14 protein-coding genes and 1 tRNA gene are annotated in these 14,199 nt (G+C 67.4%); 7 read left to right on the top strand and 8 right to left on the bottom strand.

Going from position 1 to position 14,199, the window contains the following annotated elements:
- Positions 1 to 75 precede the first annotated feature (75 nt).
- From pstC to pstB, 3 genes are all read left to right on the top strand, one after another.
- Entirely contained in the window at positions 76 to 1,008 is a 933-nt protein-coding gene (gene pstC, locus ACFUTU_RS10560; RefSeq protein ID WP_377963925.1) for a phosphate ABC transporter permease subunit PstC, read from the top strand.
- Positions 1,009 to 2,118 (top strand): phosphate ABC transporter permease PstA, encoded by a 1,110-nt coding sequence (gene pstA / locus ACFUTU_RS10555; RefSeq protein WP_377963923.1) that lies wholly within the window; start codon positions 1,009 to 1,011, stop codon positions 2,116 to 2,118. It abuts the gene before it with no gap.
- A 101-nt stretch (positions 2,119 to 2,219) separates the two neighbouring features.
- On the top strand, positions 2,220 to 2,999 hold the full coding sequence (pstB, locus tag ACFUTU_RS10550) for a phosphate ABC transporter ATP-binding protein PstB (RefSeq protein ID WP_377963921.1): 780 nt from the start codon (positions 2,220 to 2,222) through the stop codon (positions 2,997 to 2,999).
- A gap of 130 nt (positions 3,000 to 3,129) precedes the next feature.
- Here pstB and ACFUTU_RS10545 read toward each other — a convergent pair whose 3' ends face one another.
- From ACFUTU_RS10545 to ACFUTU_RS10535, 3 genes are all read right to left on the bottom strand, one after another.
- Positions 3,130 to 4,146 carry an anion permease gene (locus ACFUTU_RS10545; protein WP_377963919.1) on the bottom strand — a complete coding sequence of 339 codons (1,017 nt, stop codon included), beginning with the start codon at positions 4,144 to 4,146 and terminating at the stop codon, positions 3,130 to 3,132.
- Entirely contained in the window at positions 4,147 to 4,764 is a 618-nt protein-coding gene (locus tag ACFUTU_RS10540) for a DUF47 domain-containing protein (protein WP_377963917.1), read from the bottom strand. It lies immediately after the preceding gene.
- Between the two features lie 257 nt (positions 4,765 to 5,021).
- Positions 5,022 to 5,681 carry a hypothetical protein gene (locus tag ACFUTU_RS10535; RefSeq protein ID WP_377963915.1) on the bottom strand — a complete coding sequence of 220 codons (660 nt, stop codon included), beginning with the start codon at positions 5,679 to 5,681 and terminating at the stop codon, positions 5,022 to 5,024.
- 248 nt (positions 5,682 to 5,929) lie between these two features.
- Between ACFUTU_RS10535 and ACFUTU_RS10530 the strand changes: the two genes are divergently transcribed.
- Positions 5,930 to 6,002: transfer RNA gene (locus ACFUTU_RS10530), tRNA-Lys, on the top strand.
- Positions 6,003 to 6,126: 124 nt separating this feature from the next.
- On the opposite strand, the gene ACFUTU_RS10525 is transcribed toward ACFUTU_RS10530, so the two are convergent.
- Positions 6,127 to 7,554 (bottom strand): glutamyl-tRNA reductase, encoded by a 1,428-nt coding sequence (locus tag ACFUTU_RS10525; protein WP_377963913.1) that lies wholly within the window; start codon positions 7,552 to 7,554, stop codon positions 6,127 to 6,129.
- Positions 7,555 to 7,920: 366 nt separating this feature from the next.
- Here ACFUTU_RS10525 and ACFUTU_RS10520 point away from each other — a divergent pair, with 366 nt between their 5' ends.
- From ACFUTU_RS10520 to ACFUTU_RS10510, 3 genes are all read left to right on the top strand, one after another.
- On the top strand, positions 7,921 to 8,928 hold the full coding sequence (locus ACFUTU_RS10520) for a LacI family DNA-binding transcriptional regulator (RefSeq protein WP_377963911.1): 1,008 nt from the start codon (positions 7,921 to 7,923) through the stop codon (positions 8,926 to 8,928).
- An 83-nt stretch (positions 8,929 to 9,011) separates the two neighbouring features.
- A complete protein-coding gene (locus ACFUTU_RS10515; protein ID WP_377963909.1) occupies positions 9,012 to 9,581 on the top strand; it encodes a cysteine hydrolase family protein in 570 nt (189 codons plus the stop codon).
- Positions 9,582 to 9,713: 132 nt separating this feature from the next.
- Positions 9,714 to 10,763: a HoxN/HupN/NixA family nickel/cobalt transporter gene (locus ACFUTU_RS10510; RefSeq protein ID WP_377963907.1), complete on the top strand. Its 1,050-nt coding sequence runs from the start codon at positions 9,714 to 9,716 to the stop codon at positions 10,761 to 10,763.
- A gap of 30 nt (positions 10,764 to 10,793) precedes the next feature.
- Here the strand turns inward: ACFUTU_RS10510 and ACFUTU_RS10505 are convergent, their stop codons facing one another.
- The 4 genes from ACFUTU_RS10505 to ACFUTU_RS10490 all read right to left on the bottom strand — a co-directional run bounded on the left by ACFUTU_RS10505 (position 10,794) and on the right by ACFUTU_RS10490 (position 14,181).
- Positions 10,794 to 11,180, bottom strand: coding sequence for a VOC family protein (locus ACFUTU_RS10505; protein ID WP_377963905.1), 387 nt, complete (start codon positions 11,178 to 11,180; stop codon positions 10,794 to 10,796).
- A gap of 5 nt (positions 11,181 to 11,185) precedes the next feature.
- Positions 11,186 to 12,241 (bottom strand): carbohydrate kinase, encoded by a 1,056-nt coding sequence (locus ACFUTU_RS10500; RefSeq protein ID WP_377963903.1) that lies wholly within the window; start codon positions 12,239 to 12,241, stop codon positions 11,186 to 11,188.
- A gap of 105 nt (positions 12,242 to 12,346) precedes the next feature.
- Complete coding sequence (locus ACFUTU_RS10495) at positions 12,347 to 13,141, bottom strand: ATP-binding cassette domain-containing protein (protein WP_377963901.1); 795 nt, start codon at positions 13,139 to 13,141, stop codon at positions 12,347 to 12,349.
- On the bottom strand, positions 13,138 to 14,181 hold the full coding sequence (locus ACFUTU_RS10490; protein WP_377963899.1) for an ABC transporter permease: 1,044 nt from the start codon (positions 14,179 to 14,181) through the stop codon (positions 13,138 to 13,140). Before ACFUTU_RS10490 ends, ACFUTU_RS10495 begins: the two co-directional genes overlap by 4 nt.
- Positions 14,182 to 14,199 lie beyond the last annotated feature (18 nt).

The following is a 14,199-nucleotide window of genomic DNA, read 5'->3' as shown; positions in this document are numbered from 1 at the left end:
CGGGGAACCTAGCCGTGTAAAGCGCGGTTTCCGCACGATCACATCTGATACATCATCAACACCGAAGGGCCGGGTATGACCACCACCTCCCTGACCAGTTCCCGAGGCGCCGGCCGCGCCGGGGATAAAGTCTTCTCCGGAGCGGCCCTTGCGGCAGGCTGCCTGATCCTCGCCGTCCTGTTCGGCGTGGCGCTCTTCCTCGTCATCCAGGCAATTCCCGCCTTCACGGCCCCGGCTGCGGACATCCAGGGCGGCGAGGGCTTCTTCGCTTACATCTGGCCCATCGTCGTCGGCACGCTCATCGCGGCCATCATCGCCCTGGCCATTGCCACGCCGGTGTCCATCGGCGTCGCGCTCTTCATCTCGCACTTCGCCCCGCGCGGCCTCGCGTCCGGCCTTGGCTACGTGATCGACCTGCTCGCCGCGATCCCCTCCGTCATCTACGGCGCGTGGGGCGCCGCCTTCCTGGCCCCCCAGATTTCGCCCGCCTACGGGTGGCTGGCCGCCAACATGGGCTGGCTGCCCATTTTCCAGGGCCCGGCCTCCGCCACGGGCAAGACCATTCTGACCGCCGGCGTCGTGCTGTCCGTCATGGTGATTCCCATCATCACCTCGCTGTCCCGCGAGATCTTCCTCCAGACCCCCAAGCTGCACGAGGAAGCCGCCCTCGCGCTGGGCGCCACCCGCTGGGAAATGATCAAGATGTCGGTGCTGCCGTTCGCCCGGCCCGGCATCATCAGCGCCGTCATGCTGGGCCTCGGCCGCGCCCTGGGCGAAACCATGGCCGTTGCGCTCGTGCTGTCCTCCGGTGCCCTCACCGCCAGCCTGATCCAGTCCGGCAACCAGACCATCGCCGCCGAGATCGCCCTGAACTTCCCGGAGGCCAGCGGCCTCAAGGTGAGCACGCTGATCGCCGCAGGCCTGGTCCTGTTCGTGATCACCCTCGCCGTCAACATGATCGCCCGGTGGATCATCAGCCGGCACAAAGAATTCTCGGGAGCCAACTAAATGACCTCCACCCTGACCCCGGTCCGCAAACGGTCCGCCCTGACCAAGGGCCAGCTGCCCAAGCACGCGCCCTACGTGGTCCTGGGCGTCGCGCTGGTCCTCGGCGCCGCCATCCTTGCCCTGATCGGATTCAACGCCTTCGGCTGGGGAGTCGTCTCCGCCATCCTGTTCGCGGCCGGACTTGTCGGCTGGAGCGCCGCCGTTGAGGGGGCGCGCAAGGCCAAGGACAAGCTGGCCACCTGCCTGGTTGTGGGAGCCTTCCTGATTGCGCTGCTCCCGCTGATTTCCGTGATCTGGACCGTCATGGTCAACGGCATCCCGGGACTCCTGAACCCCGGCTTCCTGACCACCTCGATGAACGGCGTCACCGGCGTGTACGACAACCGGGCGGCAGAAGGCACCGGTCCGATCGTCGGGGGCATCTACCACGCACTCCTTGGCACCGTGCAGATCACCCTGCTGGCCACCGTGATCTCCGTCCCGGTGGGCCTGCTGACGGCCATCTACCTCGTCGAGTACGGCAACGACCGCCCGCTGGCCCGCGCCATCACGTTCTTCGTGGACGTCATGACCGGCATCCCGTCGATCGTCGCCGGTCTCTTCGCCGCGGCCTTCTTCTTCGCGGTTGTGGGTCCCGGCACCAAGACCGGCTCCGTCGCCGCCGTAGCACTGTCCGTGCTGATGATCCCGGTGGTGGTCCGCTCCAGCGAGGAAATGCTGAAGATCGTCCCCAACGAACTCCGCGAAGCCTCCTACGCCCTCGGCGTCCGCAAGTGGCGGACCATCCTCAAGGTGGTCATTCCGACGGCGATCTCCGGCATCGCGTCCGGCGTTACCCTGGCGATCGCCCGCGTGATCGGCGAAACCGCGCCCATCCTGGTGACCGCAGGGTTCGCGACCAGCATCAACAACAATGTGTTCGGCGGGTGGATGGCGTCCCTGCCGACGTTCATCTACACCCAGATCCTGAACCCGACCTCCCCGTCCAACCCCGATCCGTCGTCACAGCGGGCGTGGGGCGCGGCCCTGGTCCTCATCATCCTGGTGATGCTGCTCAACCTCGGTGCCCGCCTGATTGCCCGTGTGTTCGCCCCGAAGACAGGCCGCTAGGCCGGGCGGCACCTGCCGGACGGTATTTCGGTGGAACCGCATTCCGGCTTGAGAAGCCGGGATCTAGACTTCATTTCATACCCAGCAAGTTAAGGAACATCATGTCCAAGCGCATCGACGTCAAAGACCTGAACGTGTACTACGGCAATTTCCTGGCCGTGGAAGACGTCAGCATCAACATCGAGGCCAAGTCCGTCACGGCGTTCATTGGCCCCTCGGGCTGCGGCAAGTCCACCTTCCTGCGCACGCTGAACCGCATGCACGAGGTGCTGCCGGGCGCACGCGTTGAGGGTGAGGTGCTTCTCGACGGCGACAACCTGTACGGTCCCGGCGTGGACCCGGTGACGGTGCGCTCCCAGATCGGCATGGTGTTCCAGCGGCCCAACCCGTTCCCCACGATGTCCATCCGCGACAACGTCCTGGCCGGCGTGAAACTGAACAACCAGAAGATTTCCAAGGGCGAGGCCGATGCGCTGGTGGAGCGCTCGCTCCGCGGCGCCAACCTCTGGAACGAGGTTAAGGACCGCCTGGAAAAGCCGGGCTCCGGACTGTCCGGCGGCCAGCAGCAGCGCCTCTGCATCGCGCGTGCCATCGCCGTGGAGCCCCAGGTGATCCTCATGGACGAGCCCTGCTCGGCCCTGGACCCGATCTCCACCCTGGCCGTTGAGGACCTGATCAACGAGCTCAAGGACCAGTACACGGTGGTGATCGTGACCCACAACATGCAGCAGGCCGCCCGCGTCTCGGACAAGACGGCGTTCTTCAACATTGCCGGCACCGGCAAGCCGGGCAAGCTCATCGAGTTCGCCGAGACCAGCACCATCTTCAACAACCCGGGCCAGAAGGCCACCGAGGACTACGTCTCCGGCCGCTTCGGGTAGTCCCCACCGGCTCCCAGCCTTCGCAAGCTCGGCCCGGGGCCCTCGCCGGCGTGGGCCCGGTCCACACATCGATTGCTCCGTAGCTGCCCTAATGGACCTTCAAAAAGGCAGGTACGGAGCAATCGTTGTTTCAGATGCCGATCAGCGGGGACAGCGCCAGTTCGAGGACGAAGGCCCCGGCGGCAGTGGTTACGGGCGTCAGGACCCACAGCGTCAGGATCCGGGTCACCAGCTTGCGGTGGCTGGTGGCGAACTGCTGGTTTTCCCCGGCGCCGAGCACGGCGGAGGTGACCGTGTGGGTGGTGGACACGGGCCAGTGCAGCCCGATGGCGCCAATGAACAGCAGCAGCGCGCTGAAGCCCTGGGCCACCACACCGCGCAGCGGATCGATCCGGGTGAGGCGGTAACCGATCGTGTGCGAGATGCGCCAGCCGCCAAACATCGTGCCCACCGTGATCGTGGCTGCGGACAGCAGCGCCACCCACATCGGCAGCGAACCGCCGTCGGAATAGCCTGCGGCCAGCAACGCAAGGATGAGAACGGCGCTGACCCGCTGGCCGTCCTGCAGGCCGTGGCCAAAGGCCACGGCGCCGGCGGCGATCGACTGGGCGGCCCGGAAGCGCTTGTTGACCACGCTGGGCTGGGTGTAGCGCGCAGCCCAGGTGACGGGAAACACCAGCAGGTAGGCGGCGATGAAGGCGATAGCAGGGGAGAGCGCCAGGGGGAGGACCACCTGGAACAGGAGCGACTGGTCCACCCCGCCCACTGAATTTCCGCCCACCAGCACGCTGGCGGTGCCGGCGCCGGCCAGTCCGCCCACCAGGGCATGCGTGGAGGAGGAGGGAACGCCCCGCCACCACAGGAAGATCCCCCAGGCGCACGCACTGGCGAGGCCGGCGGCGATGATCGTGAGGCCGGTGTTTCCCGGCGGAAGGGAAACCCAGTTCTGGCTGATGGCCACGGCCAGGCCGGCACTGAGCAGGGCGCCGATGAGGTTGAAAAGGGCGGCCAGCAGGACGGCCACGGTGGGGGTCAGGGCGCGTGTGCGCACGGCCAGGGCCACGGACGTGGACACATCGCGGAAGCCATTGAGGAAGGAAAAAGCCGAGGTGAGGAGCACCACCAGGGCGAAAATGGCCAGCGTCACTCAGGATTCCTTGACGATGATGCTGCCCACCTGGGTGGCAATCCGGCGCATGTCCTTGGTGACGTCCACCAGCTGGTTGGCGATGTCCCGGTTGCGGGCGTATTGGGCGGACTTCATGTCCTTGAGCATGTCCGCGACCCACACCCGGTGGGTCCGTTCGGCGCGCTTGGCCAGCCGCAGGACCTCGATCCAGTAGTCCTCGAGGTCGTCCAGGTTGTTCAGCCGGCGCATGGCGTCAGCGGTCAGCTCAGCCTGGCGGCTGATGATCTCCAGCTGGTCTGCCGCGCGCTTCGGCAGCCGGTCCAGGTTGTAGAGCGCCACCAGCTCGGCAGCGGCGTCCAGCTTCTCAATGGCTTCGTTCAGGCTCTGCGAGAGGGCGTACATGTCCTCGCGCGGGAGCGGGTTCACGAAGCTGGTGCGCATGTGGGTCAGCAGGGCAAAGTGCAGCTCGGCGGACTTCGCCTCGTGGTTGTGCATGTCCTCCACCAGCCGGTGGTGTTCGGTGGCCGGCGCGCCCAGGATTTCCGCCATGGTGGCGCTGGCAAAAACAATCTGCCGGGCCAGCTGCGACAGAAGGTTCAGGCCTGCTGGCTCCTGGGGAAAAAGGCGCAGCTTCATGAGTACCGGTCTCCGGAGGATCGTCAGGGCGGGACGCCGCGGGAGGTTTTTGACTTGACGTCGGAGCCGCAGCTAGTCAGTACTTTACCGGCACCTGCAGAAGGGCATGAAAATGGTGCCGAACCGGATACGCCTCTCGGCGGTAGGCCGCTCTAGGCGGCTAAATGTTGAAGCCCGGGGGTTTCGCGGTTCGGCACCAGTTTCAGTGTTCTACTTTGGTTGAGCCAAGTCAACATTGACAGATTGGGCCTGATGGGTCAGTCAAGCTCACCCAGCCGCCAGGCGTTGGCGGCGTGTTCCAGGTCCTCTGCTGTCTTGACGAGCAGATGCGAGTTGCGCGTCAGCTTGCGTGCATGGCTCTCGTTTGAGTGCTCCGCGCCGTCTGCGAGCGTGGCCTGGCCGAGGGCCACCACGCGGCAGAACGCGGCGGACCGCTCCAGCGCGACGTCGAAGTCGCCGTCGAAGGCGCCGGAAAGGATCGCGTCCGCCATACTCTTCATTTCATCCGCGCCCGGCGGTTCAGCCGCGCCGGCCACCACATGGGAGACCTGCGCAGTGTCCTTGCCGGCCTTGAAGTAAACGGAGATCCGCTCGGGATCCTGCACCGTTGCCGCGCGGAGGGCATACAGCCGCCACAGCGCACCGGGCAGCGAGCGTGCCGGGCTTTCCGCCCACATCTCCGCAATCGCATCAAGGCCCTGCTCGTCGGCCAGCTTGACCAGCCGTTTGGTGATGACGGGATCATCGCTGTCCCGCCCGTGGCGTACCAGGGCCTGGGCGGCCAGGTGCGCAGCTTCCGAGACCCGCGCCGGATCGGCGCCGCCTGCGAAAGGTTCGAAATCAATGGGCGCAAAAGGCTTCGGTTTGTGGTGCCGCTCCGCCCCGCCCGGGCCGCTGGTTCCTGCTTTCTGGCTCATGGTCCCACGCTACTCCTGCCGGGAAGCGGAATCGAGCGTCCGTATGCGGCGCCTGCCCTATTGGATAGCAACGGCTCTCCGCGTGCCGGTAACCTTGCCACCTTCCCGTAAAAGACACGTTCGACGGCGCCGGCGGGGCGCCGTGCTGAAGTCGCCACCGTCTGGGGTACAGTATTAAACGTCCAGAAATGGACTGGAACTGTTTCGCGTTTACGGGCTGGTGAAGCCCGCATTCCAGCAGGCAGTTTGGGCCTTTAGCTCAGTTGGTAGAGCATCGGACTTTTAATCCGTGGGTCGTGGGTTCGATCCCCACAGGGCCCACTCTTTTAGCGAAGAGTGGAAAGTCCCCGGGTTCCTGGCAACAGGATCCCGGGGACTTTTTATATGTCCTGCGGCCTGCTGCACTGCGGCAGGCTGTTTGCGGCGAACTCTGGATTGTGGCGTGCTAACTCGCCGCGGGCAACGTCTCGTCAGGGGCCCCAACTGCCCGGCGCTCCGGCACCGGGCACGCGCCCGTGTGCGTTTCCGCGTCTGCGGCCAGGCCAACCTCCACCGGTGCGGCCGTTACGTCCAGCCCGAACAGCGTTTCAAGCGCCGCGGTGTACTCGTCCTGCCGGCCGGCTGCGGCGAGCTCGCGTGCCCGCGTGGTGGGTACATGCAGGAGTTGGCGCACGACCCTCCGCAACGCGAATTCCACCGCTTCCGACGTGGCAGTGCAGCCGTGCTGGTTCTTCACGCGCGCCACTTCACCGGCCAGCACCGACTGCATGTGTTCCCGCAATGCCACGATCGCCGGATCCAGCAGCCGCGCCTGCCTGTCCTCCTCGAACCTCGCGGCGGCCTCCCGGACCAGCCCGCCGGCCTGCCGTACGACGTCGGTCTGTTCACGCGGCGAAGCCCGCAGCACATGCTCCAAAGTGATGAGGTCCAGGCCTGGCAGGTCGCCGGCTTCGGGGCGGAAGTCCCGGCTGAGGGCGAGGTCGACGACGACGAGCGGACGGGAAGTGCCCCGCCGGAAGACCCGGAAGTCCTCGGCACCGAGCCGGGGTCCGCGGCCGCTGCAGCCGATCACCACGTCCGCGCGGCGGATGGCATCCGGCAAGTCAGCGGAGGCGAGACCGGTGGCGCCCCGGGCTGACGCAAAGGCCTCGGCCCGGCCGGACCAGGAATATACGGACACCGCCGGACACGCCCTGGCCGCCAGGAGCGCCAGGGTGGAACCGGCGTAGGCGCCGGTGCCGATGACCACCACCGACAGGCCCGACAGGTCCTGGCGTCCCAGCCTGGACAGGGCCAGGTCCAGCGCAACGGACACCACGGAGCGCCCGGCCTCGCCCAGGGCAGTCAGAGAACCCACTTCACGGGCGGCCCGGGAAGCTGCCTGGAACAGCCGGACCAGTGCACCGCTGGCACTTTTGGCCTCCTGCGCGGAGGCAAGCGAGCGGCGCAGCTGCCCGGCAATTTCCCGTTCGCCCACCACAGCCGAGTCCAGGCCCGCGCCCACGGAGAAGAGGTGCTCCGCCATGGCTGTGCCCGTCAGGCAGTCCATTGCCCGGCCGAGTTCGGCTTCGGAAACGCCCGAGCAGGTGCTGATGACGGCCAGCACTCGCCTTTTGGCAATGTCCGGTTCGGTGCCCGGGGCGACGTCGCAGTACACCTCGAACCGGTTGCAGGTGGAGAGCACGACCGCTCCGGCCACGCCGTCCGTACCCCCGACAACCTCTGAGGTAATGCGGAGAGGTCCCGAACCGAGCCGCGCCAGGAACTCCAGCCCGGATCCCCGGCCTTCCTCGTCGCCAGCCGGTCCGGGAACCCCGTCACCCCACCGGGGAACGGACCCCCGCTGAGGTGTGCGGGCATGATGGGAGACCACAAGAGCAAACTGCCGTTCTGTCGGGGGTAAGACCGCAATGGACCCCCCTGCACCCTGCACCAATTCGGCCCCCTTCCGCCGCAACCTTCCCCACCCTGTCCTGCCGCGCCACTTGGTGGCCGTCCCGGTGGTGGCGCCGCAAAGCCACCAATTCCGGACCGGTACCGCCGGTGTCCGCCGCTTATGAGGGCACCGCGGTTGCCGCCGGGACCAGGCGCCGTTGCCTGGTCCCGGAACCAAGAGACCTTGCAGAAAGGGTGGGGGACCCACCTTGGAAAATTCTTGACCGGCGGGGCCGCCTGCGGTCTGCAACGATGTACCGAGAGATGTTTGCGAGAACGATGTCAGCCGCGAAAGGTGCCCTGCATGGCCGTGACAATGAACGACGTTGCCCGCGCGGCCGGAGTATCACTGAAAACCGTGTCGAATGTGCTCAACAACTACGAGTTCATCAGGCCTGCCACCCGGCAGAAGGTGCTGGACGCCATATCAGAGCTCGGGTACGAGGCCAATCTGACGGCGCGGAGCCTGCGTTCCGGGAAGTCCCGCATGCTGGGCCTTGTGGTGTCCGATCTTTCCGTGCCCTACTACGCGGAGCTCGCTTCCAGGCTTATGACTGCGGCAGCAGCCCGGGGCTACCGCGTTGTGGTGGAGCAGTCCTCGGCCACCCGGGCCAACGAGCTTACGGCCCTGCAAGGATCCCTGAGCCAGCTGACGGACGGGCTCCTGTTCACCCCTCTGGTGCTCGATGCGGATGCTGTGGCCGCGGCCCGGCGCGGAACCAAGCCCCTCGTGATGCTTGGCGAGCATATCGACGACCAGCGCTTCGACCTCGTCACCATGAAGAATGTCGCAGCAGCCAAGGCCATGACAGCCCACCTGCTGGCGGGAGGCCGCCGTCGTATTGCTGTGATTGGTGCGGCGGCCGCTGACCGTTCCGGTTCGCCCGGCCTTCGGCTGGCCGGTTACCGGGAGGCGCTGGCCGATGCGGGGGTCGGCTTCGATCCTGCCCTGATTGTGCCTGCCGAGTGGCGCCGGGACGGCGGCGCCTCGGCGGTGGGGCGCCTGCTCGAGGGCGGCCACCCGTTCGACGCCGTCTTCGGGCTGAACGACGCACTGGCTCTGGGTGCGATGCATGAGCTGCTGGTGCGCGGAATCAAGGTTCCGGAGGACGCAGCCGTGGCCGGGTTCGATGACATTGATGAGGCGCGGTTCTCGTCGCCGTCGCTGACCACTGTTGCTCCGGGCATGGCGGAGATCGCCGAGCGGTCCGTGGAGCTGCTGATCGGCCGCATCGAGGCGACCGAGAAGGCCGCCGGGGGAGTACACGCGGAAGCACAATTTGAACTGCGGATCCGGGCCTCGGCACCGTAGGCTTCCGGGCGCCGTTCCCAGTGCGGGTTTCGCAGCCTCCGGGGGCGGGTACGTCACCAGGCAGCGGAAGGAAAGGTGAACTCATGATAGCCCTGCTCGTCATCGACATGCAGAATGCGTTCTTCGAAGCGCCGGAGCTGGCAGCCCAGCAGGAGCGGGTGGTCAGCTCCTGCAACCGGCTCCTCGAAGGATTCACGGCCGCAGGACACAAGGCGCTGCTGGTCGGCACTGAGCACGAACGGGACAAGTCCACCTGGACGCTGAGCATGCTGGACGATGACCAGGGCTTCATCTTCCGCGGCAGCAAGCAGGCGGAGGCTGTGCCCGGCCTCGCCACCGACGGTTTGCCCCAGCTGACCAAGACGCGGGACAGCGCCTTTGTGGGGACCAACCTGCTCTCCCGGCTGCGGAACTGGGGCGCCGACGAGGTGGTGCTGGCCGGCGTCTCCACCCACAACTGCATCGCCCAAACCGCAGCAGACGCCTTCGCCCACAACATCCGGGTTACGTATGCCAAGGACGCCATGGCATCGGAGGACAGCCAGGACGCCGCGGACATGCTTCGCATCCTGTCCACCACCTACCGGCAGCCCGTCCAGTCGAGCGAAGAGATCCTGGCCCGGCTCGGCGACGCAAACAGCGGCGGCCGCTGAGGATCAGGACCCGCCAGCGGTCCCGCGCCTCCACCGGTGGTTCTGCACATATAAATTTCGCCGCCTACACAGGCGTCCTGCTCAGTGCCACAATGGACCGCACCACGGTGCCCTGAACCTGAGGACGTACTGATGACTGCATTGGCGCAGTTGACCGCCATGTACCGCGGGCGTGAGCAGCTGCCGCTCCGGACGCGCCTGCTGGCCAGCTTCGGTGCGGTGGGCTTCCTCCACCTTGCCGCCGTCGTGCTCCTGGTGGCCGGCACCGCGGCGTCCGGGCAGCCGCTGGCGTTCGGGCTGGTGCTCACGGCCTACCTCGCCGGGATCAAGCACAGCTTCGACTGGGACCACATCGCCGCGATCGACAACTCCACCCGCAAATTCGTGGCCCAGCGGCAGGATCCCACCAGCGTCGGACTCGCGTTCAGCCTGGGGCACAGTTCTGTGGTGATCCTGGCCGGTGCCCTGGTGGTGTCCGGAGTGTCGCTGGTGGGAAGGTTCATGGCCGAAGGCAGCAGCGGAAACGTGGTCCTGGGGCTGATCGGGAGCGGTGTTTCCGGCCTGTTCCTGCTGGCCATCGGGATCTTCAACGGCTCGGCGTTCCTCGGCGCCGCCAGGTCCTACCGCAGGGTCCGCGGCGGCGGAACGGTGCTGCCGGGGGAACTTGAAGCTAAAGGGTGGGTGGCCCGCCTCATGGCCCGGCCCCTGTCCAGGGTGCGCCGGCCCCGGAACGTCTACGTGATCGGATTCCTGTTCGGGCTCGGTTTTGATACCGCCACCACCATCGGGCTCCTGGTGATGACGACGGCGGCGTCCCTGGCAGGCGTCTCGCCTGCCGCGCTGCTGGCCCTGCCGTTCGCCTTCACGGCCGCGATGACCCTCTGCGACACGGCAAACGGCGTTGCCATGATGCGGATGTACAGGTCTGCCATCCATGATCCCTTGCGCAGGCTCGGGTTCAATGCCGCCGTCACCGGGCTCTCGGCCCTGTCCGCGCTGGTCGTGGCAGCGATAACCCTCGGCGGCTTTGTCACTACGGCCTTCGGGCTGCAGGACGCCCTAACGGGCTGGCTGGGCGGCGTGGACCTGGGCGATGCCGGGCTGCTGCTGGTGGCTGCCTTCCTGCTGCTGTGGGGTGCCGCGTCGTGGCGGGGGCGCCGCAGCACAGCAGCCAAGCGATAACCGGGAACTCAATGCCGCAATCGAAGGGTCCTAGGAATGGATGGGTTCAAGCCGCCTGCGCAGGAGGCAGAATTCGTTGCCTTCAGGGTCGGCCAGGACGTGCCAGTTCTCGTCTCCGGTCTGCCCGACGTCGGCGGGACGGGCGCCGAGCGCGAACAGCCGCTGCAGCTCGGCGTCCTGGTCCCGGTCGACGGGGTTGACGTCGATGTGCAGGGGGAGCTTTCCAGTCCGCGGGTCAGTGCCGGGGCTCAGGATAATGGTGGGCTGCAGCCCGCCGAACCCGGTGCCGGGAGGACCGATCTCGATCGCACCGTCCTCCCGGTCAAGCTCGACGTACCCGAGCACATCGCACCAAAACCGGGCGAGCAGTTCGGGATCGGTGCAGTTGAGGACAAGTTCGCTGATACGGCATGCCATGGGACTCAGTGTACGGAGAGGCCCGGTACAGCGGAGGCGCGAGGCGCAGCGGCGGCAAGGACGGCCGCGTGGTCTCCATCAGATGGGTCCTCAGGTAGGTTCGCCAGGAGTTCGGCCACCGTGGGTGGATTGGCTCCGGGGCGGCGCACGGTGATCGCGGCGGCCTTCGACGCGGTGCGGCCCAGCGTTTCCAGCACCGCCGGGGCCAGGCCGTCCGATCCGCGCGCCAGCAGTCCGTAGATCAGCGCCGCCATGTACGAATCGCCGGCGCCGATGGTGTCGGCCACCGCGGACCGGATGGCCGGCACCACCAGCTGCACCTCCGGTGTGGCCAGCAGCGACCCGGCAGAACCGCGGGTGACCACGGCGAGCCCGGCCCCCAGTTCCAGGATCCGGGTGGCAGCGTCCGCAACAGGCAGGTTCGGGTACAGCCAGTGCGCATCCTCGTCGCTCAGCTTGACGACGTCCGTAAGCGGAACGAGGTCCTCGAAGATTGTCCGCGCCTCTGCCTGGCTGCCAAGGAGTGCCGGGCGGACGTTCGGATCGTAGGTCACGAGGCAGTTGCGGTGCGCCTGCTCAAGGAGGGTCCTGACCGCAGCCGCTCCCGGGGCCAGGAAGGTGGCAATCGAGCCGGTGTGGAGCACCTTGGGCAGGGACGCCGGGGCCACCGGCGGCAGTTCCCACCGGATGTCGAAGTCGTAGGAGGCCGAGCCGTCGGCAGCCAGTGTCGCCGTGGCTGTGGCCGTCCTGCCCGGCGTGCGGGAGCCGGGCAGGAGTGCGACTCCGGCGCGCTGCAGGTGCGCCTCGATGGCCCGGCCGCGGCCGTCGTCGCCGATGGAGGTGAGGAGCGCCGTCCGGATGCCGAGCAGGCCCAGCCCGTAGGCAACGTTCGACGGCGACCCGCCGGGGTGCTCGACGGTTCCGCCGGGGGATGCAACGACGTCCATCAGCGCTTCACCGACGACGATGACCTCCGGCGCTGCCGCCGGGATGCCGGTGGCGGGGGTGCCTGCGCTGGATGTTCCGGGGTTGGGGCTCGGGATCAAAGGGGGGCCTTTCATGGAGCCGTCCGCGGGCCGGCTTCGGTCCGCGGACAGCGTTTGGTGCGGGATGGTGGAGTGGCGCGGGACTGGCGCCCAGCGTGATGCGCGCTAAGTGTTGGGCGGTCAGCCGGTGGCGGCGCCCGTCATGATCGCCACGGCGTCTGTCATGCTGTGCGACTGCGGCGTGATGGTGGCCGCGCACTTTCCCAGCCGCTGGATGTGGATCCGGTCCGCCACGTCAAACACGTGGGGCATGTTGTGGCTGATCAGGATCACCGGCAGGCCCCTGTCGCGCAGGTCGCGGACCAGCTGCAGGACCTGGTTCGACTCCCGGACGCCCAGGGCCGCGGTGGGTTCATCCAGGACCACCACCTTGGAGCCGAATGCAGCGGCACGGGCCACGGCCACCGCCTGGCGCTGGCCGCCGGACAGGTTCTCCACCGGCACGGTCACGTCCTGGAGCGTCGAGATGCCGAGCCGGGTCAGTTCCTCCTTCGCCTTGCGGCGCATGCCCTTGGTGTCCAGGATGCGGAAGAGCTTGCCCAGCGGGCCAGGCAGCCGTTCTTCGCGGCCCAGGAACAGGTTGGAGGCGACGTCGAGGGCAGGGGAGACCGCCAGGTTCTGGTAGACGGTTTCGATGCCGTGGGCGCGGGCGTCCTGCGGCCGCCTGAAATGCACGGCCTGCCCGGACACCCTCAGCTCGCCCGAGTCGGGCACCTCGGCGCCGGTAAGGCACTTGATGAGGGTGGATTTCCCGGCGCCGTTGTCGCCAATGACCGCCAGGACTTCACCCGGGTAGAGGTCCAGGCTGACGCCGTCCAGGCCGACGACGCGTCCGAAGGTTTTGACGAGGTTCCGGGCCTGCAGGATCGGCTGCCGGACCGCCGTGCCGGAGGGCTGGATTTCAGTGGCGGTCATGATTTCACCTTTCGGATCCACTGGTCGATGGACACAGCGAGGATGATGAGGACGCCCACGGCGAGGGTCTGGTAGAGCACGTCGAGCCCGGCCAGGGACAGGCCGTTGCGGAAGACGCCGACGATCAGCGCGCCGAGGAGGGACCCCCAGACGGAGCCGCGGCCGCCGAAGAGGCTGGTTCCGCCGATCACGACGGCGGTAATGGAGTCGAGGTTGAGGTCCACGCCGGCGTTGGGGCTGGCTGCGTTGGTGCGGCCGATCTGGAGCCAGGCGCCCATGGCGAGTACGGCGCCGGCGGCGAGGTAGACGCTCATGAGGACGCGGTTGACGGGAATGCCAGCGAGGCGGGCTGCTTCCTTGTCATCGCCGACGGCGTAGACGTGCCTGCCCCACGCCGTCTTGCCCAGGATGAAGGCCACCGCGACGTAGAGCAGGAGCATGAGGATCACCCCGGTGGAGACGCGGACCGGTCCCAGGGGGAACGTGCTCCCGGTCCAGGTGAGCAGGCCGGGCATGCTGGAGCCGCGGACGGTGGAACCGCCGGAGTACAGCAGCGTGACGGCGATGAAGATGTTCAGGGTTCCGAGGGTGACGATGAACGGCGGCAGCTTGAACCGGGTGACGAGGAAGCCGTTGAGGGCGCCGGCCCCCAGGCCCACCACCAGGCCGGTCAGCAGGGCCAGCGGGCCGGGAATGCCGCTGCCCACTGCCAGCTGCGCCACCACCATCGAGGAAAGGATCATGACGGCGCCCACGGAGAGGTCGATTCCCGCGGTGAGGATGATGAGCGTCTGCGCGATCGCCAAGGTTCCCACCACGGAGACCTGCTGGGTAATCAGGGAGAGGTTTTCGAACCGCAGGAACCGGTCGTTGAGGAGGCCGAAGACCACCACCGCCACGAGCAGTACGATGGCGGGGCTGAGCGCCGGGTACCGGTGCAGGACGTTGCGGATCCGGCTGAGCGGGGTCTGGCGGTCGAGGAATTCCTCGGCCAGGTCGGCGTGCCCGGCGGGCGGGCCGGCTGTCTGTTGCTGGGTCATGTTTGCTCCCGTCATGGC

Origin of the sequence: Arthrobacter sp. NPDC057388, assembly GCF_042668165.1 — a bacterium.
GTDB lineage: Bacteria > Actinomycetota > Actinomycetes > Actinomycetales > Micrococcaceae > Arthrobacter.
This window is presented reverse-complemented; position numbering and strand designations above follow the sequence as displayed.

Bases quoted from the DNA above. Each gene is read 5' to 3' on its own strand.
- pstC (WP_377963925.1), top strand. From the start codon at position 76: ATGACCACCACCTCCCTGACCAGTTCCCGAGGCGCCGGCCGCGCCGGG.
- pstA (WP_377963923.1), top strand. From the start codon at position 1,009: ATGACCTCCACCCTGACCCCGGTCCGCAAACGGTCCGCCCTGACCAAG.
- pstB (WP_377963921.1), top strand. From the start codon at position 2,220: ATGTCCAAGCGCATCGACGTCAAAGACCTGAACGTGTACTACGGCAAT.
- ACFUTU_RS10540 (WP_377963917.1), bottom strand. From the start codon at position 4,764: ATGAAGCTGCGCCTTTTTCCCCAGGAGCCAGCAGGCCTGAACCTTCTG.
- ACFUTU_RS10535 (WP_377963915.1), bottom strand. From the start codon at position 5,681: ATGAGCCAGAAAGCAGGAACCAGCGGCCCGGGCGGGGCGGAGCGGCAC.
- ACFUTU_RS10520 (WP_377963911.1), top strand. From the start codon at position 7,921: ATGGCCGTGACAATGAACGACGTTGCCCGCGCGGCCGGAGTATCACTG.
- ACFUTU_RS10515 (WP_377963909.1), top strand. From the start codon at position 9,012: ATGATAGCCCTGCTCGTCATCGACATGCAGAATGCGTTCTTCGAAGCG.
- ACFUTU_RS10510 (WP_377963907.1), top strand. From the start codon at position 9,714: ATGACTGCATTGGCGCAGTTGACCGCCATGTACCGCGGGCGTGAGCAG.
- ACFUTU_RS10505 (WP_377963905.1), bottom strand. From the start codon at position 11,180: ATGGCATGCCGTATCAGCGAACTTGTCCTCAACTGCACCGATCCCGAA.
- ACFUTU_RS10500 (WP_377963903.1), bottom strand. From the start codon at position 12,241: ATGAAAGGCCCCCCTTTGATCCCGAGCCCCAACCCCGGAACATCCAGC.
- ACFUTU_RS10495 (WP_377963901.1), bottom strand. From the start codon at position 13,141: ATGACCGCCACTGAAATCCAGCCCTCCGGCACGGCGGTCCGGCAGCCG.
- ACFUTU_RS10490 (WP_377963899.1), bottom strand. From the start codon at position 14,181: ATGACCCAGCAACAGACAGCCGGCCCGCCCGCCGGGCACGCCGACCTG.